This window comes from uncultured Thiodictyon sp. (assembly GCF_903946935.1).
Lineage (GTDB): Bacteria > Pseudomonadota > Gammaproteobacteria > Chromatiales > Chromatiaceae > Thiodictyon.
Genome location: NZ_CAJAXH010000094.1, coordinates 1 through 26,333 on the forward strand (window position 1 = coordinate 1; position 26,333 = coordinate 26,333).

A 26,333-nucleotide genomic window follows, 5' to 3' on the forward strand; every position below is an offset into this window, starting at 1 on the left:
GATTACTGCTCTGCCGAACCTTTATATCAGAGGCTTACGCTATTTTCAGACGTTGCCATAGAGCCGTTTTCTTTTTGTGTAACCGCTCTATCCTGCTGTTTTTGAGAAACTATGCGACCTACTGAGATCCCAGAGAGCCGGCCAATCCCCGCAGGCGGTTAATCGCAAAGGGCTTTGTGTTCGAGAGAACGCAACGGCGCTTCGCGCCGTCGCCGACAGAATGTCGGCGCGCCCAGGCGCCACCGGGTTTGGTGTCTGCGAATATTTGGCCAGTCTCTGGAGCGGTGGCGACGCGGCCGGCCGGGTCGGTTGACAGTGCCGCCCACCGGGGGCTAGCGTTCCGCGGTAACCAAACGAGGAACCACTATGAGCGCGCGTCCACAACCGCAGCCGACGCTGTACGAACAGCTTGAGGCGCTCCCCGAAGGACTGACCGGGGAGATCATCGACGGCCAGCTTTACACCCAGCCGCGCCCGAGCGGTGCGCATGCGGTGACTGTAACCTCGTTGGCTGACGAGCTGGTGAGTCCGTTCCAGAAGGGCCGGGGCGGGCCGGGCGGTTGGTGGATCGCCGCCGAGCCGGAATTGCACTTTATCCATAATGTCGAGGTTGACGTTCCGGACCTGGCCGGTTGGCGCCGTAGCAGATTGCCGCGGATTCCGCAGGATCATCGCTTTACGGTCGCGCCCTTCGCGGCGGTGACGATCAAGCTCGAAGACCTGTGGGCGCTGACGTAGAGGCACATGAGTCTCATCTTACTCACCCCACTCGACCTGGCGCTGGCCGCCGTCCTGGTGCTGCTGCTGGCGGCCATGTCCTGGCACCTGCACCTGGGTGTCGAGCGGCGGGTGCTGATCGCCGCGGCGCGCAGCACGGTGCAATTGCTGCTGGTGGGGCTGGTGCTCAAGGCCCTGTTCGCCGAGACCAATCCCTGGCTGATCGCACTGATGGCCCTGGTGATGCTCGCGGTGGCCGGGATCGAGGTGTTGCAGCGCCAGAAGCGGCGCTTCCGCGGCCCTTGGGGCTATGGGATCGGGGCGGTTTCCATGTTTGTCTCCTCGTTCAGCGTGCTGTTGTTGACGCTCACCGTGATCATCCGGGTGGACCCCTGGTATCAGCCCCAATACCTGATCCCGCTCTTGGGGATGCTGCTCGGCAACACCATGAGCGGGGCGGCCATTGCGCTCGACACATTGACCCGCGGCGCCTGGGATGGCCGCGGTCCGATTGAGGCGCGCCTGTTGGCCGGCGGCACCTGGGATCAGGCGATCACGGCGATCCGTCGCGACTCGCTGCGCGCCGGGCTGATCCCGATCGTCAACGCCATGGCCACCGCGGGTCTGGTCAGCCTGCCGGGGATGATGACCGGCCAGATCCTGGCCGGCAGCCCGCCCATGGAGGCGGCCAAGTACCAGCTTCTGATCATGTTCGTGATCTCAGCGGGGACCGGCCTGGGGTCGGTGGCGGCGGTGTGGCTGGGCTCGCGGCGGCTGTTTGACGAGCGCGAGCGCCTGCGGCTGGATCGGCTGCGGCCCGCGGGACGCGACGCGGGCGCCTGATCGGGGGAAAGCCGTGGCGCGTCCGGCGCCACTCGAGGATAATCCCGAGGCTTTTAGCCGAGGGATTTTCGATGTTCAAGAACGCCAGGATGTATCGGTTGGGGACGCCCTTCGTGCTGCCGGCCGCGGATCTGGAGGAGGCGCTGGGTACCCGCCGGTTCCGTCCCTGCGGCCCGGTGGAGGTCGCCACACTCGGCTGGTCCGCGCCATTGGGCGATGAGACGTCAGGCCTGGTCCATGGGGTGGGCGGCTGCCTGCTGCTGTGCCTGCGTAAGCAGGAGCGGTTGCTGCCGTCCGCGGCCGTGGCCGAGGCGGTGGACGAGCGCATCGCGGAGATCGAGACCAGCGAGGCGCGCGATGTCGGCCGCTCCGAGCGCCGCTCGCTGCGCGAGCAGATCGTCACCGAGATGCTCCCGCGCGCCTTCACCCGCTCGCGCCGCACGCTGTTCTATATCGATACCGAATCCGGTTGGCTGGTGGTCGATGCGGCGAGCGAGAAGACGGCGGAGGAGGCCATCTCACTGCTGCGGGTCACGCTCGAGACCCTGCCGGCCAAGCCGACGACCCCGCGCCAGGCCCCCGCCGGCATCCTCACCGCCTGGCTGTTGGCCGGCGATGCCCCCGCCGATTTCGTCCCCGCGGATGCCTGCGAGTTGCGCGACGCCGAGGACAGCGGGAGCGTCATTCGTTGCAAGGGGCAGGATCTGAGCAGCGACGAGATCCTGAACCACCTGCGTGCCGGCAAGCAGGTGGTGAAACTGGCGCTGGATTGGGACGAGCGCCTGAGCTTCGTCCTGGCGGACGATCTGTCGCTCAAGCGTTTGAAGGTGGGCGATGCGCTGCTTGATGAGATCGATGAGCAGGACGACCCGGCGGCGCGCCTGGATGCCGAGTTTGCACTGATGGCCCTGCAATTGCGCGAACTGTTCGTGCGTCTCGATACCGTCTTCGGTCTGATCGGTGAGGAGGGCGGCGCGAAGGCTGTAACCGGGACTGTCCCGCCACCTTGGGAATAATCCTAACGTATGGAAACTGCTCACGCCAAGGCGCCAAGCTAGCCAAGAAATACAATTGGGTAGGTCAAGTTAGCAGAACACCTGCCGGGTGAATCGCCCAGCGCAGATCATGCACTGCAGCATCTTGGCGAGCTTGGCGTCTTGGCGTGACAACTGCTCTTTCCAGGATGATCGAGGCCCGCTCTGTCACGCTGTGGCGAGCTGGATGCCTTGATGTGAGCGTAACGCTTTCCGGGTTATACCTTGTAGAAATCCCGATACCAGGCGACGAAGCGGGCCACCCCGTCCGCCACCGAGGTCCTCGGCTGATAACCAGTGTCCCGCACCAGATCGCTCACGTCGGCATAGGTGTCCGGCACATCGCCCGGTTGCAGGGGCAACAGGTTCAATTGCGCCTTCAGGCCCAGGCTGTGCTCGAGTAGGGCGATGTACTCCATCAACTCGACCGGCTGGTTGTTGCCGATGTTGTAGAGACGGTAAGGGGCCAGACTGCTGGCTGCATCCGGTTGCGCGCTGGACCACTCGGGGTTACCCGCCGGGACCCGGTCCAGGACCCGGATCACGCCCTCGACGATGTCGTCGATATAGGTGAAGTCGCGGCGGTGTTTTCCAAAATTGAAGACATCGATGGGTTCGCCGGCGATGATCGCCCGGGTGAACTTGAAGAGCGCCATGTCGGGGCGGCCCCAGGGGCCATAGACGGTGAAAAATCGCAGCCCGGTGGTCGGCAGCCCGTAGAGATGGCTGTAGGTGTGGGCCATCAATTCATTGGCCTTCTTGCTGGCGGCGTAGAGGCTCAACGGATGGTCTACGTTGTGGTGGACCGAGAAGGGCATGGTGGTATTGGCGCCATAGACCGAGCTGCTCGAGGCATACACCAGATGCTCGACACCGGTATGGCGACAGCCCTCGAGTACATTCGCGAACCCGACCAGGTTGGTGGCGACATAGGCCATGGGGTTCTCGATCGAATAGCGCACGCCGGCTTGGGCGGCGAGATTCACGACACGCTCGGGGCGATAGGTCTCAAAGACCTCGCGTAGCCGCTCGCCCTGCTCGATATCCACCCGCAGATCGGTATAGCCCGGGTCGCCCTGAATCCGGGCCAGGCGTGCCTCTTTGAGGGCGACGTCATAATAGTCGTTGAGGTTGTCGACGCCGATGACCTCATCGCCGCGCTCGAGCAGCCGCAGGGCCAGGTTGGCACCGATAAAACCCGCGCTGCCGGTCACTAATACCTTCATCTGGACTCTCCTGGGCGTCGACTCACAAGCGTCCGTCGACCTGATCTTTGGGAAACAATTGCTTGACGTCGTAGAGCACGGCCTTGGGTTTACCGAAACCGCGGATGCGCGCGACCCCTAAGTCGCTGAATTGGCGATGCGCGACGGCCAAGATCACGGCGTCATAGGTACCTGGAGCCGGCTCGTCGATGAGCTCGATCCCATATTCGTGGCGGGCCGCGTCGGGGTTTACCCAGGGGTCATGGACGTCGCAGACAATGCCGTACTCCTTGAATTCGGCGACGATATCCACAACCCGGGTGTTGCGCAGGTCCGGACAGTTCTCCTTGAAGGTCAGACCCAATATCAGCACCCGCGAGCCGCTGGACAGACAGCCGCGGTGCGTCATGAGCTTGATGACCTGCTTGACCACATAGGCGCCCATGCTGTCGTTGAGCCGGCGCCCCGCCAGGATGATCTCCGGGTGGTAGCCGATGGCCTGGGCCTTATGGGTCAGATAATAGGGGTCGACCCCGATGCAGTGCCCACCCACCAGCCCGGGCCGGAAGGGCAGGAAGTTCCATTTGCTGCCGGCCGCCTCCAACACCTCCTGGGTGTCGAGCCCGAGCCGATTGAAGATCAGCGCGAGTTCATTGATCAGTGCGATATTCACGTCGCGCTGCGTATTCTCGATGACCTTGGCCGCCTCCGCCACCCGGATACTGCTGGCCAGATGGGTGCCCGCGGTGATGATCGAGCGATAGAGCGCATCGACGAAGGACGCCGTCTCGGGGGTCGAGCCGGAGGTGACCTTTTTGATCGTGGTCAGGCGGTGCTCTTTATCCCCGGGATTGATACGTTCTGGGCTATAGCCGACATAAAAGTCGTGGTTGTACCTGAGCCCGGAGACCTGCTCGATGAGCGGCACACAGACCTCTTCGGTCGCCCCCGGATAGACCGTCGACTCATAGACCACGACATCGCCGGGGGCGATGACACCGCCGAGCATCCGACTGGCCGACTCGAGCGGGCCCAGGTCGGGCGACTTGTGCGCATCGATGGGGGTGGGGACGGTGACGATATACACGTTGCAGTCGGCGATCTCCGCCGCCGACTCGGTGTAACTCAGGTGGGTTGCACCCCGCAGGTCGTCCGGCTCGACCTCGAGTGAACTGTCCCGCCCAGCGAGCAATTCGGCGACCCGTTCGCCATTGATATCAAAGCCGATCGTCGGATAGCGCTTGCCAAACTCGACTGCCAGCGGCAGCCCCACATAGCCAAGCCCCACCACGCCGACCCGGACGTTGTTCGCATTAGCATTCAAATGGACATTCAGCGTCATGATCGAAGGGCTCAGGCGGTTCCCGCGGCCGTTCGTCGGCAGTGGGCACGGTTTAAGATCAAGTATGTTAACAGCGTAGCGCGGTCAGTGCGACTCAGAACCCGCTGGTGATGGGATAGCGGCGATCCCGCCCAAAGGCACGCTGCGAGATGCGCACCCCAGGGGGGGCTTGGCGACGCTTGTATTCGTTGCGATCTACCAGACGGGTGACCCGGCGCACCACCGCCTCGTCGAATCCCTGGGCGCAGATGGCATCCACCCCCTGGTCCTCCTCGATGTAGAGCCGCAGGATGGCGTCCAGGACCTCGTACGGGGGCAGGCTGTCCTGATCGGTCTGGTCCGGGCGCAACTCCGCTGAAGGGGCGCGGGTGAGGACCCGCTCCGGGATGATGGGGTCCACGGTGTTGCGGTAGCGGGCCAAGCGATAAACGAGCAGCTTGGGGCAGTCCTTGATGGGCGCGAAGCCCCCGGCCATGTCCCCATAGAGCGTGGCATAGCCGACCGCCATTTCGCTCTTGTTGCCGGTGGTGAGCAGGATGCGGCCCCACTTGTTGCTCAGTGCCATCAGGATGACCCCGCGGCAGCGCGCCTGGATGTTCTCCTCAGTGACATCCGGCGCCCGCTCGCCAAAGGCGTCCTTGAGCATGGCGAGAAAACTGTCGAAGGCCGGGGCGATGGGGATCGTCCGGGTGCGTACGCCCAGCCGTTGTGCCTGCTCCAGGGCATCCTCGTTGCTCATGTCCGCGGTGTAGCGCGAGGGCATCAGCACCGCCTCGACCTGATCGGCCCCCAGTGCGTCCACCGCGATGGCGAGCGTCAAGGCCGAGTCCACCCCGCCCGAGAGGCCGAGTACGGCACCGCTGAAGCCATTCTTGCGCACATAGTCGCGCACCCCCAGGACCAGCGCTTGATAGATCAGTGCCTCCGGCGGCGGTTCGCCGGACGCGGGCGCGGCGCCACCGGTGACCGGCGAGCCGTCGGCGGCCAGCTCCACCAGCAGAGTGTGTTCGGCAAATTGAGGCGCCCGCGCCTGGACCTGGCCGTCGCGATCGACCACAAACGAACCGCCGTCGAAGACCAGTTCATCCTGGCCGCCAACCAGGTTGGCGTAGAGGATGGTGAGTCCGTGCTCGCGGGCACGTCGCCCCACCAGCGCCTCGCGCTCCACCCGCTTGCCGACGTGGAAGGGCGAGGCGTTGAGATTGATCAGCACCTGGGCACCGGCGGCCGCGGCTGCGGCCGTGGGGCCGTCCTGCCAGATGTCTTCGCAGACGCTCAGGCCCAGGCGCAGCCCGCGGTGCTCAAACACCACCGCGGCCGCGCCCGGCTGGAAATAGCGCTTCTCATCGAAGACGCCGTAGTTGGGCAGGGCCTGCTTGGCGTACTCGGCCACCAGGACACCGTCGCGGATCGCCCCGGCCAGATTGAACAGGCCGCCCGCGATGAGGCGCGGATAACCCAGCACCAGCGTGATGCCCTGGGCCTGCGCCCGCACCGACTCCAGGGCCGTCTCCACCCGTGCCAGGAACTCAGGGCGCAGCAGCAAGTCCTCCGGCGGATAGCCGGTGAGTGTCAGCTCCGGAAAGACCACCAGGTCCACCCCGGCCGTCCGCGCCTGGTGTGCCGCCGCGATCACGCGCCCGGCGTTGCCGGCGACGTCGCCGACCAGGAGGTTCAACTGAGCGATCTGGAGACGAAGCGTCATAGCAATTCGGCCATGCGCGCGCCCATCTGCGCCGGGGAGTACACAGTCGCCACCCCGGCCGCCTCGAGTGCGGCAAATTTGCTGTCCGCGGTGCCCTTGCCGCCGGTGACGATGGCCCCGGCGTGGCCCATGCGTTTGCCGGCCGGGGCGGTCACCCCGGCGATATAGGCGACCACCGGCTTGCTCATCTGGGCGGCGATGAAGGCGGCCGCCGCCTCCTCCGCGCCGCCGCCGATCTCCCCGACCAGGATGACCCCGGCGGTGCTCGGGTCCTGCTCGAAGAGTGCCAGCGCGCCCACGAAGTCCAGGCCCTGGATGGGGTCGCCGCCGATACCGATGCAGGTGCTCTGGCCGAGTCCCGCGTTGGTGGTCTGGAAGACGGCCTCGTAGGTGAGGGTCCCGGAGCGCGAGACGATGCCGACCCGGCCGGGGCGGTGGATGCGGCCCGGCATGATGCCAATCTTGCACTCACCCGGGGTGATGACGCCGGGGCAGTTGGGACCGATCAGCACCGCCGGCTGCCCCGTCAGGGCCGCCTTGACACGCAGCATATCGAGCACCGGGATGCCCTCGGTGATGCACACGATGACCCGGATACCGGCGTCCGCGGCCTCCAAAATGGCGTCCGCCGCGAAGGGCGCCGGCACATAGATCATGGTGGCGTCCGCCCCGGTGGCTTGGACCGCGTCGTGGACGGTGTCGAAGATCGGCCGGTCGAGATGACGCTGCCCACCCTTGCCGGGGGTCACGCCCCCGACCAGGGTGGTGCCGTAGGCGATGGCCTGTTCGCTGTGGAAGGTGCCTTGTTTGCCGGTAAAGCCCTGGCAGATGACCCGGGTTTGTTTATTGACAAGAACGCTCATGTTCGCCCCCTCAGTTCGTCGCGGCCGCGACCGCCAGGTCGGCCGCCTCATCCAGGGTGCGCGCCGTCTGCACCCGCAGTCCACTGTCCGCCAGCAACTTGAGCCCCTGGGGTGCGTTGGTCCCTTCCAGCCGTACCACCACCGGCACCGCCACGCCGACCTCTTGTACCGCCGCGACGATGCCCTGGGCGATCAGGTCGCAGCGCACGATGCCGCCGAAGATATTGACCAGCACCGCCCGCACCTTGGGGTCTGAAAGGATCAGCGTAAAGGCCGCAGCCACGCGCGCGGCGGTTGCCCCGCCGCCGACATCCAGGAAATTGGCGGGCGCGCCACCGTGCAGCTTCACCAGGTCCATGGTCGCCATGGCGAGCCCGGCGCCGTTGACCATGCAGCCGATGTTGCCGTCCAGGCTGATATAGCTCAACTCGTGGGCACGTGCCGCCGCCTCCCGCGGGTCTTCCTGCCCCGGGTCGCGCAGGGCCGCGAGTTCCGGATGCCGCAAGAGTGCGTTGTCGTCCAGGTTGATCTTGGCGTCCAGTGCAACCAGGTCGCCGGTGGTGGTCACCACCAGCGGATTGATCTCCACCAGGCTGGCGTCGCACTCCATGAACAGCCGGTAGAGGCCGCCCATCAGCCGACCCAAGGCCTTGCGTTGGCCGGCATCGAGCCCCAACCCGAAGCCCAGCCGGCGTACCTGGAAGGGCTGGAGCCCGACCGCCGGGTGGACCCGAATCATCAGGATCTGTTCGGGGGCGGCGGCAGCCACCGCCTCGATATCCATGCCGCCAGCATGGGATGCCATGAAAATAACCTGTCGCGACTCCCGGTCCACCAGCGTGCTGAGGTACAGTTCACGGGCGATGGCGGTGGGCTGCTCGATCAACAGGCTTTCGACCGGTAGCCCCGCGGGTCCGCTCTGGTGGCTGATCAGCCGGCCGCCCAGCAGGCGCCTGGCCGCGGTCGCCGCCTGTTCGGGGTCGTCCACCAGCACCACCCCGCCGGCCTTGCCGCGTCCGCCGGCATGGATTTGGGCCTTGACGACCCAGCGCCCGCCCCCGAGTGTGCGGCAAGCGGCCGCGGCGGCGTCCGGGGTGGCAACTGTCAGCCCCGCGGGGATGGCGATATCATATTTCTGAAACAGTTGTTTCGACTGGTATTCGTGCAGGTTCATGGGTCTTTTGGCAGGTCCCGCGGGCGCGGCCGCATGGCCGGGTTCGGTCTATTCTGATCTAATCTCATCCGATTCCAAAGCGGCGGCTACGCCAGCCTCCAGCGCCGCGCCTTCCCTTTCACGAGTGCCCAGGCCATGTCAAGCCAAATTTACCAGGATTCAGACGCCGCCAGCCAACACCGCTACCCGACCTGGGAATCGCTGCGTTGGCTTTTCCTCTTCCGTCTCCTGGTATTGGCGGGTCTGGTCCTGGTGTTCTCCCCGGCGCTGCCCGACCCGCTGCTCGGCGGGGTCAACGCGGCCATGGCCTGGCAGGTGCTCACCGCGTATGCGCTGTTCGTGCTGGCGAGTGGGCTCTTTCTCTATTCCCGCTGGCCGAGCAGGGAGAATCAGGTCTACCTGGCGATCTTTGTCGACCTCATCGCCTTTACCCTGGTGGTGCATGCGGGTGGCGGCGTGGGCAGCGGTCTCGGTGTCCTGCTAGCGGTCGCGGTCACGGCGGGCGCCCTGCTGATGGAGGGCCGACTGTCGCTCCTGTTCGCCTCCTTCGCCGCGCTCGCTGTGATCACCGAGCAGACCTACACCTGGCTCCAAAGCGACGGGCCGGCCTCCGGCTATACCCAGGCCGGTCTCCTGGGAGTAACCTTCTTCGCGGTGGCCTTGCTCGCCCACCTGCTCTTTAAGCGGGTGCGCGCCGCCGAGGACTTGGCCGCCAGTCGCAAAGTGGATATCGAAAACCTTTCCAAGCTCAACGAATTCATTATCCAGGACCTGAGCATCGGCGTGCTGGTGGTGGACGGCGACCGTCAGCTTAAACTGATGAATCAGGCCGCTCGGAACATGATTGGCGGCCCGGTTGAGCCCGGGGCTGCGCTCAAGGAGGTGTGTGCGCCGTTGGAGTCCTGGCTCTTGGAGCATATCCGACCGACCGCCCCCCAGGTGGGGGCGATCCGGGTCGGCAATCGCGAACTCAAGCCCACGCGCCAATTGTTGGGCGACTATCGCGCGGCCGGGGTGGTCATCTACCTGCGCGACAATCAGGAGCTGATCCAGGAGGCCCAACAGATCAAATTGGCCTCGCTCGGCACCCTAACCGCCAGCATCGCCCACAACATTCGTAACCCCTTGAGCGCCATCTCACACGCTGGCCAACTCCTGGGGGAGGCCAAGGGCCTGTCAGCGGACGATCGGCACCTGCTCGATATCATTCGCCGCAACAGCGGCCGGATTGACGAGATCGTCCGTAGCGTCCTGCAACTGTCGCGGCGCAATCAGTTGGATGCCCAGAATATCGAACTGGTCGCTTGGTTGGAGGAGTTCTGCACCGAGTTCCGCGAGGCCCACGCGCTGGCGCCCGAGCATTTTATGTTCGAATTCGAACCCGTCCCCATCCCCGCGGACGTGGACCCACGCCACCTCCACCAGATCATCGCCAACCTGTGCGAGAACGCCCTCGTCCATGCCGCCCGCCCGGACTCCCCCGCCAGCATCCTGGTGCGGGTGAGCCGGGGTGAGGACCAAGAGCGGGCGCGGATCGAGGTCACGGACGATGGCCCCGGGATCGACAAAGACACCGTCGAGGAGATCTTCAACCCCTTCTTCACCACCAAGGTCAGCGGTACCGGGCTGGGGCTCTACATCGCCCGAGAACTGGCGGAGACCAACGGGATCCGGCTCGAATACCACCGGGCACAGCCCTGGGGCAGTTGTTTTCGCCTGGTGTTCACGGTATGAAGGGGTCGTGCGCCCTCGACCGCTTCCGGCCCGGACCCGGTGCGGTTATGCTTGCCCTCCGGAGGCCGGCCGCGGGTCCGGGGTGTCGCGTGCCCCGGCAACGTTCGGCCGTTGCCAGGCACGTTACTAGAACTGGGAGTCAGTCGGCATGAACAAGGCCCACGCACTCGTTGTCGACGACGAGGCCGACATCCTCGATCTGCTCAAGATCACCCTCGCTCGCATGGACGTACAGGCCACCACCGCCATGAGCGTGGGTGCCGCCAAGCACGAACTGGAGGGCGGGCGGTTCGATCTCTGCCTCACTGACATGAACCTGCCGGACGGTAACGGCATCGATTTGGTGCGTTTCATCGCCGAGCACCACCCGGATCTGCCGATCGCCATGATCACGGCCCACGGCAGCATGGAGTCGGCGGTCGCCGCCATGAAGGCAGGGGCGTTCGACTTTGTCCCCAAACCGGTGGACTTGCAACTCCTGCGCCGACTGGTGGGCTCGGCGCTGAAGCTGCGCACCCACGGCAAGGGCGGGGGCGCCGACGGCCAGCAGGAGAGCGGCTCCCTCCTGCTCGGGGACTCCCCCAAGGTGGAGGAGGTCCGCCGCCTCATCGCCAAGCTCGCCCGCAACCAGGCACCGGTGTTCATCACCGGTGAGAGCGGCACCGGCAAGGAACTGGCGGCGCGCCTGATCCATGCCCAGGGGCCGCGGGCGGAGGGAAACTTCGTGGCGGTCAACTGTGGCGCCATCCCCCAGGACCTGGTCGAGAGCGAACTGTTCGGGCACCGCAAGGGCAGCTTCACCGGTGCAGTGTCGGACAAGGAGGGCCTGTTCCAGGCGGCCGAGGGTGGCACCCTGTTCCTCGACGAGGTCGCGGACTTGCCCCTGCCGGCCCAGGTCAAGCTGCTGCGGGCCATTCAGGAGAAGAGCGTGCGCCCGGTGGGGGCCCAACAGGAGCTCGCGGTGGACGTGCGCATCATCAGCGCCAGCCATCGCGACCTCAATAGCGAGGTGGAGAAGGGCCGCTTCCGCCAAGACCTGTTCTACCGCATCAACGTGATCGAAATGCGCATGCCGGCCTTGCGTGAGCACCCCCAGGATATTTTGGTACTGGCCTCACGCATGATGGAGCGCATCGCCCGCGAGCACCCCGAGCGCGGCGACATGAAGCTGTCCGACGAGGCGGTGGCGGCCCTCGGGCGCCACCTCTTCCCGGGCAATGTGCGGGAACTGGAGAACGTGTTGGAGCGCGCCACCGCGCTCTGCGACGGCGCCATGATCGGCCCCGAAGACCTCTATCTGCCCCAGAGCGAGACCGAGACCCAGGTGGCGGCCGAGCCGCAAGCCGACCCCGAGGTGCCCTTGGAGGACTACCTGGGGGAGATCGAGCGCCGGGCCATCCTCAAGGCCCTGGACGAGACCCGCTGGAATCGCACTGCCGCGGCCAAGAAGCTCGGCATGACGCTGCGCGCCCTGCGCTATCGTTTGGCCAAGCTGGGGATCGAATAGGTCGTCGATGACCGATCCGACCCGGGTGACTGACCAGACCGGCCGGCCCGCCGCGCCGCGCGGCGCGCGCGATCCCTTCGTGGATTGGGTGCGTCAGGCGACCCCCTACATCCACGCCCACCGCGGCTGCACCTTTGTCGTCTGCTTCGGCGGGGAGGCGGTGGCCGACCCTGGGTTCGCGCACCTGATCCACGATCTGGCCCTGCTCCATGGCTTGGGGGTCCGCCTGGTCCTCGTTCACGGGGCGCGGCCCCAGATCGAGGCGCGCCTCACCGAGCGCCACAGCGAGTTACGCTACGTCAATGGGTTGCGTGTCACCGACGATGCCGCGCTCGCCTGCGTCAAGGAGGCGGCGGGGGTGGTGCGGGTGGAGATCGAGGCCCTGCTGTCCATGGGGCTCGCCGACTCGCCGATGGCGGGGGTGCGCATCCCGGTCGCCTCCGGCAATTTCGTCACCGCGCGGCCGATTGGGGTGCTGGACGGGGTGGATTATCGCCAAACCGGGGTGGTGCGGCGGGTCGACCGCCAGTCCCTGGCCCAGCGCCTGGACGCCGGGGCCGTCGCACTCATGCCGCCACTCGGCTATTCACCCACCGGCGAGGTCTTCAACCTCAGCGCCGCGGACGTGGCCCGCTCCGCCGCCATTGCGCTCGCGGCCGACAAGTTGATCTTTCTGATCGAGGAGCCCGGCGTCTGCGATGAGTCCGGCGCCCTGGTCTCCAATATCCTGAGCAGCGAGGTCGAGGCCCTGCTCGCCGCGGCGCCCGCCGGCCACCCCGGGGCGTTGCCCGAGGACCTGGCCCAGGCGCTGCGTGCGGGGGCGGACGCCTGCCTCCATGGGGTGCGACGTGTACACCTCATCGACCGGCAACGCGACGGCACCCTGCTGCGCGAGCTCTACACCCGCGACGGCAGCGGTACCTTGATCACCGGCCAACCCTACGAGGGCCTGCGCAGCGCGCGCACCGAGGACGTCACCGGCATCCTGGAGCTGTTGCGCCCGCTGGAGGAGCGCGGGGTCCTGGTGCCCCGTTCGCGCGAGCGCCTCGAGACTGAGATCGGCCACTACTTTCTGATGGAGCGCGACGGACTGGTCATCGCCTGCGCCGCGCTCCATCCCTATCCGCAACAGCGGATGGGCGAACTCGCCGGCGTTGCCGTCCATGAGGGCTATCGGGGCGGCCGGCGGGGTGACAAACTCGTGACCCACATCGAGTCGGTCGCCCGCACCCGCGGTCTTACCCGGCTGTTCGTCCTCACCACCCAGACCGCGCATTGGTTCCAGGAACGCGGCTTCCTGCCCGCGACGCGGGCGGACCTGCCGACTGAAAAACAGGCGCTCTACGACCGGCAACGCAACTCCCTGGTCTTCATCAAGGACCTGTCGGCCTGAGCGCCGCGACCCGCGCTCGCGGGAAAAGGTGGTTACGCCACTTGCGGCCAGCCCCCAGGCTTCGGCTATCCTCTGCCCTCGCCGATCGGTACCAGCACGACTAACAAGATTTCAGGAGACCCTGCATGTCCGAGACCCGTTCCTCACTCTACCCACGCCTCACTTGGATATTCCTGGCGGCCTTGATCGGCGTCTGCGCCCTGGGCCAGTGGTACATCCGCGGCCTGCACCAGACGCTTACCGAGCGCGATGCCAGCCTGCGCGCGACGAGCGCGCAATTGGCCGACAACGTCCGGTGGCTCAAGACCGCGACGGTGAGTGAGCAGGAGTTGCGCGCACAACTGGCGGGGGCGCAGACCCAGCTCCAGTCGACGACCGAGCTGCATGGCGCGGCCGCGTCCAAGGTCGAGCAAGAGGCGCAGGAGCTCGCCGCGGCCGCCGCGCGGGAACAAGACCTGATGGCCCGCGTCGCGGCCGAACCCGAGCGCCTCCAGCAGGCCATTGCGGAGGCGACTGCCAAATGGACTGAAAAGGTAAAGGTCTATCGGGTCGCACTGGAGGGCAGCGAACCCCAGCGCGCCGCCCTCATCACCCGCCTCGAGGAGCAGGCCAGCGAGGCGCAGACCGCCTTGGAGCAGGCCTCTGAGCAATACCGAAAGGAGCGCGAGCAGGCCGCGCAGGACCGCAAGACGGCCGAGACCCAGCTCGCCGACCAACTGACCCAGGTGCAACACCAGGTCGATGAGGACGCCCAGGCCCTGGCGGCGGACGCGGCGGCCAAGACGGCCCAAGAGGCGCAGCTCGCGCAGGCCAACGCCCAGGTCGCCGCCCTCACCGAGGAGCTGCAGAGCGCGCGTACGGCCTCGGCCGCGCAGGCGCAGCAATCCGCACAGGCGCTGACCGAGCTGCGTGCCGAACTCGACCAGGCCGGTCAGACCCTGAGCGGGGTGCAGGCCCAACTGAGCGCCGCGGTCGCGACGGCGGCCCAGGATAAGCAGGCGCAGGAGGAGCGGATCAAGACCGCGGAACAACGTAACGCCGCGCTGGAACAGGACCTCAAGGCCAGCGCCGCCCGCCACGTAGAGGACCTTGCCGCGGCGCAGCGCGCGCTGGAGGAGGCCCGGGTCGCGACCGAGCGCCAACTGGAACAGGTCCGCGCCGCGGCAGAGCAGGCCAAGCAGACCCTCAGCGCTGAATGCGCGGCCAAGACGGCCGCCCTCACGCCCGCGCTCACCCGGTATCCGGGACTGAAACTCCAGCAGACCGAGCGGGGCACCCTGATCAGCCTCGGCGATGACCAACTGCACTTTCGGGCCGCGGTGCTGCCCAAGGGCAAGATCCCCAGCCTGGAGCGGCTGAGCGCCCTGCTCGGTGAATACTCGAAGCTAACCGCACACATTGAGGGCTACACCGACACCTCCGGGAACGACGACACCAATCTGGCACTCTCCAAGGCGCGGGCCGAGGCGGTTCGGCAGGCCCTGATCGACCACGGCGTCGATCCCAAGCGGCTCAACGCCGAGGGCTTCGGCAACCAGCGACCGATCGCCGATAACGCCACTGCCGCGGGCCGGCGCGCCAACCGCCGGATCGAGGTCTACCTGAGCGAGCCGGCGACCTGAACCGCGGAAGGGCAACGTCCGCCAATGAAGGCGAATAGAACTCCATAACGCAGAACCGTCAGCGACTGACGCCGCCTCCTCGCCGCCCCTTCCGGGCGGCGATGGAAAAACTCCAACCCACTGTCTTATTTGCGTTTATTCGCGTTCATTTGCGTTCATTTGCGGACAAAACCGCTTTCGGATCACCTATGCTTGCAGATCGGAGACCTACACAGTTCCCCTGGCCGCTCGTCGCCGCACTGATCGTCGCGATGACGTTGTGGCGCATCGGCGCCGCCGCGCTCTTGCCGGTGACCCAGGACGAGGCCTATTACCTGGACTGGGCGCATCACCTCGCCTGGGGCTATTTCGACCACCCGCCAGGGGTGGCCGCACTCGGTCTCGGCACCCGGCTCGCCGTCGGTTCAGCCCTGGCGGCGCGGCTTGGGGCCCTGCTGGCCAGCACCCTGACCCTGGTCGTGCTCGCCCGCTTCTACTTCAATTGTGGGCTGGTGCGTCGCGACGACCTGGGACTGGCGCTGGTGCTCGCATTCGCGACCGTGGTGGGACTCGCGGGCGGGATCCTGATCACCCCGGACGCCCCGCTCGCACTCGCCTGGGCCCTGACCCTGCACGAGAGCGAACGTGCCCTGGCCGGCCACCGGCGGCGCTGGCTCACCGCCGGCCTGGCCGCCGGCCTGGGGCTGCTCGGCAAATATCACATGGCAATGATCGGCCCGATCCTCCTGTGGGCCATGGTTCGTACCGACCCGCGCGTCCTGCGCACCCCCTGGCCCTATCTCGGCGGCGGGCTCGCGGTGCTGCTATTTGCTCCCAACCTACTGTGGAACCTCCAGCACGACTGGCTGACCCTGCGCTTCCAGTTCGGCCACGGCTTCGCCCTGGATACGGGCACGCTGATCGCGGACGGGGCGAGCCCCGCCGCGGCGGCCATCGCGCGCTGGAGCCCCGCGTCACTGGGCGAGCGGGCGCTCAATCTAGGCGAGTATCTGGGTATCCAACTGGGCCTCTGGGGTCTGCTCGCGGCGCCGTTACTGGCCCTGCCCTTCGTGTGGGTGCGGCGCCGGCTGGCCCGGACGGCCAGCGCTGGCCGGGCGATCGCCGACCACGCCCGCCCCCTGCTCCGGGCCGCTGTCCTCTTCCCACTGGGATTCTTCGCCTTGGTCTCGCTGGGCAGTGCGGTGATGGCGAACTGGCCCGCCATGTACCTGCTCGCCGCCCCCGCGCTCCTGGCGCCCGGCCTGCGGGGGTTGCGCCGTTGGGTCATCGGCGCCGCCGCGCTCAACCTGTTGCTGGTCAGTCTCTTAGTCTGGCACGCGGCCACCGCCGCCCTGCCGCTGCCCGACAGTGCCAATCGCATCCTGCGCGAAACACACGGCTTCCGGGAGTTGGCGGCGATCGCCAAGGGGCTGGATCTGCCGGTCTACGCCGACCGCTACCAACTCATCGCGCAGCTGCGCTTCTATCAGCCGAGCCTTCCGACGGGGCAATGGCCCGGGCTCGCGCGCCCGTCGGAATACTTGGTAGGCCAGCTTGCCCCGCGGGTGATACCTCAGACCCAGGCCGGTCCCTTCTGGATCGTCACCCAACGCCAGACCCTACCTGAGCTACAGGGTTTTAAGAACACCCGGCAACGCACCTTCTACGATTGCGCCAGCGCCCCGCTGGCCGAGACGACCGTGGCCCCCTGTGCGGACCCGTTGCATGAATGGCATTTCTATCAGTATGAATAATCGCCCACTGGGCGATTATTCATATCGTCCGCTCTCGTGATACCGCTCGCGCGGTGTCACGCAGGTGTCGGGCGCTCTGCGCCGGGAAGACCTCAATGGTCGTTCTAGCCATGACCGCCGCTGCCGACCGGGAGAAATTGGACAGGATTAACAGGCTCGGAAAGTAGAGTCGGGGCCGAAAAAGCGTGCGCCCTATTCGTCGCCGCCAGTCGGGTGACCCGAATTCATTGCCTCTAACACTTTATAAATCGCCGCCGAGTCCAGCTCCCCCAGACCCCGGCCGACCAGCGCATTGAGGTATTGGGTACAGGCCGCGGCGCCGGGCAAACCGAGCCCTAGGTCGTGCGCCACCTCCCCCACGATGCGCATATCCTTCTGGTGTAGCCGCGCCTTGAAGCCGGGCGCGAACTGGTCATCGATCATCCGCTGGCCGTGGACCTCGAGGATGCGGCTCGCGGCAAAACCCCCGAGCAGCGCCTCACGCACCCGCGCCGGGTCCACCCCGGCGGCGCGGGCCAACAGGATCGCCTCCGCCACCCCCGCGATGGTCGCCCCCACGACAACCTGATTGCACGACTTGCAGACCTGACCGGCCCCGCTCCCGCCGACATGGACGATGTTGCGCCCCAGTACCTCAAAGAGCGGCCGGACCCGGTCGAACGCCGGCGCCTCACCGCCCACCATGATCGAGAGGGTCCCCTCGATCGCCCCGATCTCCCCGCCTGAGACCGGCGCATCCAGCATGGCGATACCACGCTCTGCCAGACACCCGGCGATCGCCCGACTGGCCGCGGCCGAGATACTGCTCATGTCCACCACCACCGCCCCCGGGGCGGCACCCTCCAGGACTCCGTCCGGTCCCAGGATCACCTGCTCCACGTCGGCGGTATCCGACACCATGGTGAAGATCAGGTCCGCGTGCCGTGCCAGTTGCGCCGGGCTCGCCCAGGTACTGGCCCCGGCCTCGGCCAGCGGCTCCATCGATTCCGGGCGGCGGGCATGGACCGCCAGTTCGTACCCGGCGCGTCTTAGGTTGAGGGCCATGGGCCGGCCCATGATCCCGAGTCCGATAAAACCGACGCGATCAGGTTTGGCATCAGGCATGGTGAATCTCCGGTGAGGGTTGCAGAGTCGTTTAGGATGCCGTGCGGCCATCGTCTTGGCTAGCGGCTTGCCGTCATTTCTTGATGACGATCGCGCCGGCCGAATCCAATAGCATCATCATCTCGTGAACCCATCGCCTAACATCGAAGCAATTATCGGCGACAAACAGGAGGAGTATATTTTCCCGCTATTGTGCCAAACGCACCGCTATGGGTGGTGGTATCTTGGTCAGCGGAGTTGCAATTCCAGACGACGGTGCCTTGAGGAATAACACCGACCGTAAGCCTCGCTTGGTTACTGGCAATGCGCGGAGCCAAAATCAGTGTGTTAGCGCCGGCCGGGGCAATCTTGGTCGTGTAGGTAATGACGACTTCTCCACGACCGCGCGCCACATCAATGGCAACGCTGGCAACAATTTCAGTCGGAGCCGGCGCTTTCCAGCCCTCTTCAAATGCTGAACCATTGATTGCATTATCAATCACTGTCACCTGTGCGCTCCTGGCTAAAGACAAGCCCTCGGTGACCTTGGATTTGATGATATAATCCTGATAAGCAGGAATGGCGATGGCTGCCAGGATGCCGATAATGGCAATCGTGACTATCAACTCGATTAAACTAAAGCCGGATTCAGGTTTATCGATTTTCATGATCGTGTCCGTGGTCGAGCGCCGCGCGGCGCCTGGGGTCAGGTCATTGCCGGTTCGAGAGTAATCTCCCGGCCGGTGGGAATGCAAGCCGCGCGTGAAATCCCAGACCCGAGCAGGACCGTATAGACTCCGCGCACGCATTGTCCGTGTAAGGAGCCGCTGGTCCCTCAGGCGGTCAGCGGTGCTGTTGTCGGCCAGCGCGTCGGTGTACAGCCGCCCTCCGGCCGGGCATTCTGCCCCGGCACCCACCGATGCGAGCGTGTAGCATAGGCCGGGCCGCACCGCCACCCGCGCCCCCCTGGTTTTAGCAAAACAACGATGATCGAGACACTCGCCCTGGCCGACCTGTGCCGGTCCGCCACCCCACTCGCCCTGTCCCCGGATGACCCCGTCTCCCGGGCCGTCGCGACCATGGGTGAGCGGTGGTTGAGTTCGGTCGTGCTGCTGACGGACGGCTGCCCGGTGGGGATCTTCACCGAGCGCGACGCCTTGGGCCTGATCGCCCGCGGCGACTATTGCCCGGAGACCCGCTTGGGGGACCTGATGTCGGCGAACCCGCTCACCGCGGCGCCGCACCTGAGCTTCGTCGAGGGCTATGCCCTGATGGCTGAGCACGGTTTCCGGCACTTGGTGCTGGTGGACGCTGAGGGCCAACTGCATGGGGTGCTGTCCGAGACCGACTTCGCCCACGCACTGGGCGCGGATGAGTTCCTGGGTCCCCGCACGGTGGCGGACCTCATGACCTGCACCCCCGCCACCCTGCCGCCGGACGCCACCGTCTCGACCGCCCTGGGGCTCATGGCCGAGCGGGACATCAGTTCGGTGGTGATCGTGGTGGCGGGCCAGGCGGTCGGCATCCTGAGCGAACGCGATGCCATCCGCCTCATCGGGGCGGACTTGGACCTGCGGACCACCCCGCTCGCCACCCTGATGTCGCGCCCCCTGCACACCATCGGCCCGGATCGGCAGGCCCACGAGGCGAGCCTCAAGATGCAGGAGCTCGCCGTCCGGCGCCTGGTGGTGGAGGACGCCGGTGGGGGGCTGCTCGGCATCCTCACCCGGCACGACCTGGTGAAGGACATTCAGAGCGTTTATCTGCGCCTGCTGCGGCAGGTGGTTGCCGACCAGGGGCAGGCGCTGCGGGACGCCCGGCGGCAGTTGAGCGAGCAATCCGTCCTGCGCACCCTGCTGGAGCGCTCCGAGCACTTCGGGATCGTGGCGGTCGACGCCGGGCACGCCGTGCGCTTCATCAACGCTGCCGCCCTCGAGTCCCTGGGGCTCGCCGCCGAGGGCGTCCGCTCGTTGCCGCTGCCGGGGCTGCTCGCGGCTGCCGGGCTGCCGATCGAGGGCTATGCCGAACGGCTCGCCGCCCTGGTCGGTGCCGAGCGACTGACCCAGGACCTGATCCGCCCGACGGGATCGGACTGGCGCTGGTTGCGGCTCATCGCCTCCGCCATCCGCGACGAGGGCGGGTGCTGCGAGGGCTATCTACTCAGCATCCAGGACCTGACCCAGGAGCGGGCCGACGCCGAGCGCCTGCGCGCCATCGTCGACTCCTCCCCCGCCGGGATCGGCCTGGGGGACATGCAGGGCCGGTTGGTGCTGGCCAATCCGGCGCTGCTGGCCATGCTCGGCTACCAGGACCACCCGCAGGAGCTGATCGGGCGGCACTTCAGCGACTTCACCGACACCGAGGATCGGCCCCGCGAGGCCGCCGAGTTCGCCCGGCTGCTGGCCGGGGAGGTGCCGAGCTACCGGCTGGAGAAGCGCTATCTGCGCCGCGACGGCCGCCTGGTGCGGGCCGACGTGACCGTCTCGGCCATCCGCGATGCCACCGGCCGGATCACGGCCCCGCTCGCCCTGGTGATGGATATCAGCGACCTGCGCCACGCCCAGGAGAGTCTGCTGGAGGCCCAGGCACTCACCCATCTGGGAAGTTGGGAGCTGGATCTCAGCACCGATCGACTGCTCTGGTCGGACGAGGTCTATCGCATCTTCGGTCTGGCGCCGGCCGCCAACTTGACCCTCGAGGCCTTTCTCAACCTGGTCCATGAGTCCGACCGGGAGTGGGTGGCGGCGGCCTACGCCCACTCGGTGGCGACCGCCAGGGGCTATGACATCGAGCACCGCGTCCGGCGGCCCGACGGCAGCGTGCGCTGGGTCCGTGAGCGCGGCGGCCATACCACGGACGCGACCGGGCGGGTGATCCGCACCCTGGGCACCGTCCACGACATCACCGAGGACCACGCCGCCCGACACCAACAGCGGCTCATCAACACCCTGTTCGAGAGCACCAGCGAGGGTATCCTCATCACCGATGCCGACAACCGCATCGTCGCAGTCAACCCGGCCTTTTCCACCATCACCGGCTACAGCGCGGCGGAGGCGGTCGGGCAGAATCCCCGTCTGCTGAAATCCGAGCATCACGACGCCGCCTTCTACCGCGACCTGTGGAAGCAACTCGGGCTCACCGGCACCTGGAGCGGGGAGGTCTGGAATCGTCGCAAGAACGGCGAGGTCTATCCGCAGTGGCTCGTCGTCAACCAGGTGCGCGGGCCGGATGGCCGGGTGCAGCAACACCTGGCGATCTTCAGCGACGAGAGCGCCGCCCATCGCTCGGCCGAGGAGATCGAATACCTGAGCCACCACGACCCGCTCACCGGGTTGCCCAACCTCGCCCGCTTGCGGGTGCGCCTCACCGATGCCTTGGAGCACGCCGGCCCCGGGCGGCAGCGGCTGGCGCTGCTGGTCCTGGACCTTGACCGCTTCCAGGATGTGATCGCCAGCCACGGCCACCTGGCTGGTGACGAGGTGCTCAAGGTCGTCGCCACGCGGCTCGCCGCCACCGCGCAGCCGACCGATATCCTGGCGCGCCTGGCCGGCGACAGCTTCGTCATCGCCCGCACCCTCGCGGCGGACCTCCAGGCGGTGCAGATCGCCCAAGACCTCCAGCAGATCGTCAACCAGCCCCTGGACCTGGTCGGCCTGCCGCATCTCACGATCACCGCGAGCCTCGGGGTCGCGGTCTACCCCGAGGATGGGGGCGGCGTCACCAGCCTCTTGCGCAACGCCGAGGCGGCCCTGAAACGGGCCAAGGAGGCGGGGCGCAACGGCATCGCCTGCTACCGCCCGGAGATGACCGCGGCCGCGCGCCGCCGCGTCCGCTTGGAGAGCGAGCTGCGCGGGGCCCTGGCCGAGGGCGAATTCCGTCTCTTCTACCAACCCATCGTCGCCGTGGCAACCGGCGCCATGGTCGCCGCGGAGGCCCTGATCCGTTGGCAACACCCGCGCGACTGGCTGCTGCTGCCCGCCGCCTTCATCGATACCGTGGAGCACAGCGACCTGATCCACCCGATCGGGCGCTGGGTGCTCAACCAGGCGGTCGCGCAGGCGCGCGACTGGCAGGCGCTCGCCCGCGTGCGGGTCTCTATCAATATTGCCGGCCCGCAGATCGCCGCCGGAGACCTGGCGCGCAACCTCGCCGCCGCCCTGGATCAGGTCGGGCTGGACCCGGGGCTGTTGGAGATCGAGGTCCTGGAGCGCTGTTTGCTACGCGACCCGGACCAGGCCCTGGCGGAGCTCAACCGGGTGCATGACCTGGGGGTGACCATCGCCCTGGACGACTTCGGCACCGGCTATTCCAGCCTGAGCTACCTCAAACGCCTCCCGGTCGATTATCTGAAGATCGACAAGAGCTTCATCGCCCACCTGATGAGCGACTCCGGGGACGCGGCCATCGTGCGCTCCACCATCTCCATGGCCCACAACTTAGGCATCCAGGTCATCGCCGAGGGGGTGGAGACCGCCGACCAATTGGCCTACCTGGCCGGCGCCGGCTGCGACCTGGTCCAAGGCTTCCTGCTCAGCCGCCCGGTGGCGCCGGAGGTGATCACCGAGGGGCTGGCCAGCGGACGGCCGTTGATCCTGGCGTAGAGAGGGGTACGGGCGCCAAGGATATATCTTGTTCTATCTCAAGAGGATAGATACTATGGTCGCTACCAACGCCAGAGGTCCCCGCATGGTAGGTGAAAACCTATCGGAGCAGTCGGAAACACCCATTGGAGGCCCAACGGCCGGGTCTATATCTTCGCAACCGTAGGCACACAACGGCGTCAGTGGATCGCTCCCCCAGGTCCAACAGACTGCCCCCTGTGCTACACGATAACGGCAAACGCTACATCTAAAGCAAGGTGAATATCATGAGTGACCAAGAGCTCAGTACCCGCAGCAACCATGCCATGTGGCTCGCCATTGGCATCATGTTGGCTCCCCTGGTGCCCTACGCCCTGAGCGGCACTGGCGTCTAACCGCCGACCACATGCCAACACAACGTCAAGCCCCGCGCGGCCCCGACTGGATCGGGGCCGCGACCGAATCCGCCGTTCCGCGTTCGCTCCCCGCGAATATCCCCTTCTGAATCGCTGCGGTTTATAAGCGCAGCGCCTTTTTTGTCGTGAGCCGTCCGCGCCTCCTATGTGCAGACCTTGCTGGGGCGGGCACGGGCGTATAGACGTGGAAGACTCCAAGCCACGACGGCGCGCCTCTCGTGCCGACAATTAGCTGAGTGATTCTTTTTTACGTTGCATATTAAAAGCAACATCTTTAATATGCAACGATGATATTGCGCCATGCTCGTCCTCAAGTCGAAGCGGCCCTCGCCCGCCAGGCGGCCGTTGCACTGATTGGTCCGCGCCAAGTCGGCAAAACCACGTTGGCGCTGGACATCGCAGCCGATCGTCCCGCCATCTACCTCGATCTGGAAGCCACGGCGGATCGCGAGAAACTCTCCGATCCGGTGCTGTTTCTGGGGCGACATGCCGATAAACTGGTCATTCTCGATGAAATCCACCGCATGCCGGCCCTGTTCGAGGCCCTGCGCGGGATCATCGACAGCGGTCGCCGGGCCGGTCAGCGCACCGGCCGTTTCCTCATCCTCGGCTCGGCGGCCATCGACCTGCTCCGGCAGTCAGGTGAATCCCTGGCTGGCCGTATCGAGTACGTGGACCTCACGCCACTCTGTGCCATCGAACTCGCCGGCGACGACGCACTGCACCGGCTCTGGGTCCGTGGCGGCTTTCCCGAGAGCTTCCTGTCGGCCAGCGACGCCGACAGTTTCCAGACTCGCCGGAGCTTCATCCGCACGTACCTGGAACGAGATGTGCCAATGTTCGGACCGCGTATTCCGGCGGAGACGCTGGAGCGCCTCTGGAGCATGCTGGCGCACAATCAGGGGACTCTGCTCAATGCCTCACGGCTTGCCTCTGGCCTGGCGGTATCCGCACCGACCGTCACCAGCTACATCGGTCTACTGGTCGATTTGCTGTTGGTGCGGCGCTTGCCCCCATTTCATGCCAACGTCGGCAAGCGCTTGGTTAAATCCCCAAAGACCTATGTCAGAGACAGCGGGCTGGTCCATGCGCTACTCGGTATTGAGACTTACGATGAGCTGTTGGGACACCCGGTGGTCGGCCCCAGTTGGGAGGGATTCGTCATTGAGAATCTCCTGGCGGCAGCGCCTAACCGGACGCGCGCGAGCTTCTATCGAACCGCGCGGGGCGCAGAAATTGATCTATTGCTTGAGCTTGGCGGCCGACATGGCACCTGGGCGATTGAAATTAAACGCGGTCTGGCAGCCAAAGCGGAGAAAGGCTTCTACATCGCCGTCGCAGACCTGCAACCCGCGCGGGCCTTCCTGGTCTATTCCGGGACGGAGCGCTATCCGAAGGGCGATGGCGTCGAAGCGATTGGCGTGCGTGAGCTTGCAGAGGAACTGAGTTCGCTTGTGTGAGTGACCCAGTACACGCGCTGCCGGGAAATTCGTCCGGTTGTCCAGCGTCACGCCCCGGACCTTCGCCGCTGCCAACTCGGCCTTGGTCCGCTGGCTGATCAGCTCGCGTTCCTTCTGCCCCAGGGCGGCAAAGATATGCAGCACGAAGGGATCAACATCGCGCCCCAGCTCCGCCACCAGAAACGGCACCCGGTGCGCTATGAGACCGGCCACGAACGCCACGTCGCGCGACAACCGGTCGAGCTTGGCGACCACGACGTAAGCGCCGGCCCGCTGCGCCGAGTCCAGGGCCGCCGCCAGGATCGGGCGCCGCTCCAGGGCATCGGCGCCCTTGCCGGTTTCGATTTCGGTCAGCTCGTCGAGCAAGGCGATCTGCTCGCGCTGGCAGAACTCCCGGGTGGCGGTTTGCTGGGCCGCCAGTCCGAGGCCTGAGCGCCCCTGGGCGGCCGTGCTCACCCGGTAATGCCCAATCGCCTACGCGTTCGCCATCGCTCACCCCCCTCAGCCGTGGTCTGCGAGGATACAATACGAGGTGATGAAGTCCAGCCGCTCGGCTTCGCTCCATATCTGATCGGCCTGCTTGGCAAAAGTTGGCGTTTCGATGACCGTATGCATGGGGCACAAGATACGGGATTCCCGCACGGCCATCAAGCCGCCGCGTGCCGGGGCAGGGCGCGTGGCCCGACCCGCCGAGTGGATGACACCGTGGGCTGACTCGACACCCCCAACCCGCTTGACGGCGGAGGATATCGTGGAACGTCCCCTATTTCCCCACAGCCCGGCAATCTCCTCGCCGGCATCCGCTTCGATCGCCTGTGCGACCTGCTCCAGTGGCATCGTGCTCATGTGTGCCCAAGGTAGCGGCGGACTCGGCCCAGAGACCATGGGGCGGCGCGGCGAGTACCCCGGCTACAGGGGTGCGTCGAGCGAGTAAACTGAAGATCAATCCGAACCCGAAACGCGGAGGCCATCGTGGCAGCGACACAGATCGAGATCCCCGAGGACGTCTTGGATTCGGCGCGTCTGACGCCGGCTGAGGCGAAACGGGAACTGGCATTGGCCCTGTATTCGCAACAGCGGCTGTCGGCGGGCAAAGCCCGAGCTTTTGCCGGTTTGTCGCTATGGGAATTCAGGCAATTGTCTGCGTCCCGCGGTGTTCCGGTTCATTTTGATGAGTCTGAATTGGCCGAGGATCTCAAGGCGATCGATTGCTGGGAGCGTTTGCACTCATGAGCCTGGTTGTCAGCGACACCTCGCCGCTGTCCAATCTCGCGGCGATCGAGAAACCCAACTTGCTGCAGGGCCTGTTCGGCCGCATCCAGATTCCCGAGGCTGTTTGGTTGGAGCTAAACGGGGGTGGGCGGTCCTGGCCAGGTCGCAATGAAGTCGCCGATGCCGATTGGATCGTTCGCCATGGGCCGACCAACGTGGCCCTGCTGACAGCCCTGAGCCGCGATCTCGACGCTGGCGAGGCGGCAAGCATTGCCCTCGCACTGGAGATTTCGGCGGACCTGATTTTGATCGACGAGTTGGACGGTCGCCATCAGGCCAGGCGACAAGGTCTCACAACGATGAGAAATCGTTGTCCGTCCCCGTTTTCCGCGAGTCCCCGTTTTCCGCGAACCACTGGTCCAGTTTCTCGGGGTTGAGCAACTGCTCCAGCAGGGCGCGTACCATGACAGTAGCAGGACTTTTCTCGGAAAATTTCTGGAGAATCTCGCCAAACACGGCTGCTGTTTCACTCAGGTAGCGCTAAATATCGCCTATATTACAATATGTTGGCAGCACCTTAAAAGGGCTGGTGCCATTCGCCTATGCCAGCACGGAAGAGTTGACTGGGTATTTACTCATCCTGGCGAGCTACGTGGATCTGCATAAACTACGCAAGACCACGCGTGGGCCGAAGAAACCGCCTACACCAC

20 protein-coding genes and 1 pseudogene are annotated in these 26,333 nt (G+C 66.0%); 12 read left to right on the plus strand and 9 right to left on the minus strand.

Annotated features, from left to right (window positions below; genetic code table 11):
* Positions 1-366: 366 nt before the first annotated feature.
* The 3 genes from QZX93_RS08560 to QZX93_RS08570 all read left to right on the plus strand — a co-directional run bounded on the left by QZX93_RS08560 (position 367) and on the right by QZX93_RS08570 (position 2,576).
* Positions 367-738 (plus strand): Uma2 family endonuclease, encoded by a 372-nt coding sequence (locus QZX93_RS08560; protein ID WP_366759999.1) that lies wholly within the window; start codon positions 367-369, stop codon positions 736-738.
* Between the two features lie 6 nt (positions 739-744).
* Positions 745-1,560, plus strand: a complete 816-nt coding sequence (gene fetB, locus QZX93_RS08565) for an iron export ABC transporter permease subunit FetB (RefSeq protein WP_295393398.1) — start codon at positions 745-747, stop codon at positions 1,558-1,560.
* Between the two features lie 71 nt (positions 1,561-1,631).
* Positions 1,632-2,576: a recombination-associated protein RdgC gene (locus tag QZX93_RS08570; protein ID WP_295393400.1), complete on the plus strand. Its 945-nt coding sequence runs from the start codon at positions 1,632-1,634 to the stop codon at positions 2,574-2,576.
* Positions 2,577-2,812: 236 nt separating this feature from the next.
* On the opposite strand, the gene QZX93_RS08575 is transcribed toward QZX93_RS08570, so the two are convergent.
* The 5 genes from QZX93_RS08575 to sucC all read right to left on the minus strand — a co-directional run bounded on the left by QZX93_RS08575 (position 2,813) and on the right by sucC (position 8,883).
* Positions 2,813-3,820, minus strand: coding sequence for an NAD-dependent epimerase (locus tag QZX93_RS08575; RefSeq protein ID WP_295393402.1), 1,008 nt, complete (start codon positions 3,818-3,820; stop codon positions 2,813-2,815).
* Between the two features lie 22 nt (positions 3,821-3,842).
* A complete protein-coding gene (gene tviB / locus QZX93_RS08580; RefSeq protein ID WP_295393404.1) occupies positions 3,843-5,141 on the minus strand; it encodes a Vi polysaccharide biosynthesis UDP-N-acetylglucosamine C-6 dehydrogenase TviB in 1,299 nt (432 codons plus the stop codon).
* A 94-nt stretch (positions 5,142-5,235) separates the two neighbouring features.
* Positions 5,236-6,846: an NAD+ synthase gene (locus tag QZX93_RS08585; RefSeq protein ID WP_295393406.1), complete on the minus strand. Its 1,611-nt coding sequence runs from the start codon at positions 6,844-6,846 to the stop codon at positions 5,236-5,238.
* Complete coding sequence (gene sucD, locus QZX93_RS08590; protein ID WP_295393408.1) at positions 6,843-7,709, minus strand: succinate--CoA ligase subunit alpha; 867 nt, start codon at positions 7,707-7,709, stop codon at positions 6,843-6,845. Before sucD ends, QZX93_RS08585 begins: the two co-directional genes overlap by 4 nt.
* A gap of 10 nt (positions 7,710-7,719) precedes the next feature.
* Positions 7,720-8,883 carry an ADP-forming succinate--CoA ligase subunit beta gene (gene sucC, locus QZX93_RS08595; protein WP_295393409.1) on the minus strand — a complete coding sequence of 388 codons (1,164 nt, stop codon included), beginning with the start codon at positions 8,881-8,883 and terminating at the stop codon, positions 7,720-7,722.
* A 135-nt stretch (positions 8,884-9,018) separates the two neighbouring features.
* Here sucC and QZX93_RS08600 point away from each other — a divergent pair, with 135 nt between their 5' ends.
* The 5 genes from QZX93_RS08600 (at position 9,019) to QZX93_RS08620 (ending at position 16,872) form a co-directional block, all read left to right on the plus strand.
* Positions 9,019-10,617 carry an ATP-binding protein gene (locus tag QZX93_RS08600; RefSeq protein WP_295393410.1) on the plus strand — a complete coding sequence of 533 codons (1,599 nt, stop codon included), beginning with the start codon at positions 9,019-9,021 and terminating at the stop codon, positions 10,615-10,617.
* 148 nt (positions 10,618-10,765) lie between these two features.
* A complete protein-coding gene (locus QZX93_RS08605) occupies positions 10,766-12,124 on the plus strand; it encodes a sigma-54 dependent transcriptional regulator (RefSeq protein WP_295393412.1) in 1,359 nt (452 codons plus the stop codon).
* Positions 12,125-12,131: 7 nt separating this feature from the next.
* The gene (gene argA / locus QZX93_RS08610) at positions 12,132-13,517 is read left to right on the plus strand and encodes an amino-acid N-acetyltransferase (RefSeq protein ID WP_295393414.1); all 1,386 of its coding nucleotides are present in this window, start codon (positions 12,132-12,134) and stop codon (positions 13,515-13,517) included.
* Positions 13,518-13,642: 125 nt separating this feature from the next.
* Entirely contained in the window at positions 13,643-15,139 is a 1,497-nt protein-coding gene (locus QZX93_RS08615) for an OmpA family protein (protein WP_295393416.1), read from the plus strand.
* A 188-nt stretch (positions 15,140-15,327) separates the two neighbouring features.
* Positions 15,328-16,872 carry a glycosyltransferase family 39 protein gene (locus QZX93_RS08620; protein WP_295393417.1) on the plus strand — a complete coding sequence of 515 codons (1,545 nt, stop codon included), beginning with the start codon at positions 15,328-15,330 and terminating at the stop codon, positions 16,870-16,872.
* A 192-nt stretch (positions 16,873-17,064) separates the two neighbouring features.
* Here QZX93_RS08620 and QZX93_RS08625 read toward each other — a convergent pair whose 3' ends face one another.
* On the minus strand, positions 17,065-18,027 hold the full coding sequence (locus QZX93_RS08625; RefSeq protein WP_295393419.1) for a 2-hydroxy-3-oxopropionate reductase: 963 nt from the start codon (positions 18,025-18,027) through the stop codon (positions 17,065-17,067).
* Positions 18,028-18,128: 101 nt separating this feature from the next.
* The gene (locus tag QZX93_RS08630; protein WP_295393420.1) at positions 18,129-18,623 is read right to left on the minus strand and encodes a pilin; all 495 of its coding nucleotides are present in this window, start codon (positions 18,621-18,623) and stop codon (positions 18,129-18,131) included.
* Positions 18,624-18,941: 318 nt separating this feature from the next.
* Here QZX93_RS08630 and QZX93_RS08635 point away from each other — a divergent pair, with 318 nt between their 5' ends.
* Together QZX93_RS08635 and QZX93_RS08640 are read left to right on the plus strand one after the other, a co-directional pair.
* The gene (locus QZX93_RS08635; RefSeq protein WP_295393422.1) at positions 18,942-22,556 is read left to right on the plus strand and encodes an EAL domain-containing protein; all 3,615 of its coding nucleotides are present in this window, start codon (positions 18,942-18,944) and stop codon (positions 22,554-22,556) included.
* 682 nt (positions 22,557-23,238) lie between these two features.
* Positions 23,239-24,411: an ATP-binding protein gene (locus QZX93_RS08640; RefSeq protein ID WP_295393423.1), complete on the plus strand. Its 1,173-nt coding sequence runs from the start codon at positions 23,239-23,241 to the stop codon at positions 24,409-24,411.
* A 108-nt stretch (positions 24,412-24,519) separates the two neighbouring features.
* Here QZX93_RS08640 and QZX93_RS08645 read toward each other — a convergent pair.
* Both QZX93_RS08645 and QZX93_RS08650 read right to left on the minus strand, forming a co-directional pair.
* Positions 24,520-24,867, minus strand: a pseudogene (locus QZX93_RS08645) (recombinase family protein); the annotation flags it as partial.
* A 45-nt stretch (positions 24,868-24,912) separates the two neighbouring features.
* Positions 24,913-25,257 carry a hypothetical protein gene (locus tag QZX93_RS08650; RefSeq protein WP_295393425.1) on the minus strand — a complete coding sequence of 115 codons (345 nt, stop codon included), beginning with the start codon at positions 25,255-25,257 and terminating at the stop codon, positions 24,913-24,915.
* 126 nt (positions 25,258-25,383) lie between these two features.
* Here QZX93_RS08650 and QZX93_RS08655 point away from each other — a divergent pair, with 126 nt between their 5' ends.
* Together QZX93_RS08655 and QZX93_RS08660 are read left to right on the plus strand one after the other, a co-directional pair.
* Positions 25,384-25,644 carry a UPF0175 family protein gene (locus QZX93_RS08655; RefSeq protein WP_295393426.1) on the plus strand — a complete coding sequence of 87 codons (261 nt, stop codon included), beginning with the start codon at positions 25,384-25,386 and terminating at the stop codon, positions 25,642-25,644.
* Entirely contained in the window at positions 25,641-26,060 is a 420-nt protein-coding gene (locus QZX93_RS08660) for a hypothetical protein (protein ID WP_295393427.1), read from the plus strand. The genes QZX93_RS08655 and QZX93_RS08660 overlap by 4 nt, the downstream gene beginning before the upstream one ends.
* Positions 26,061-26,333: the final 273 nt, after the last annotated feature.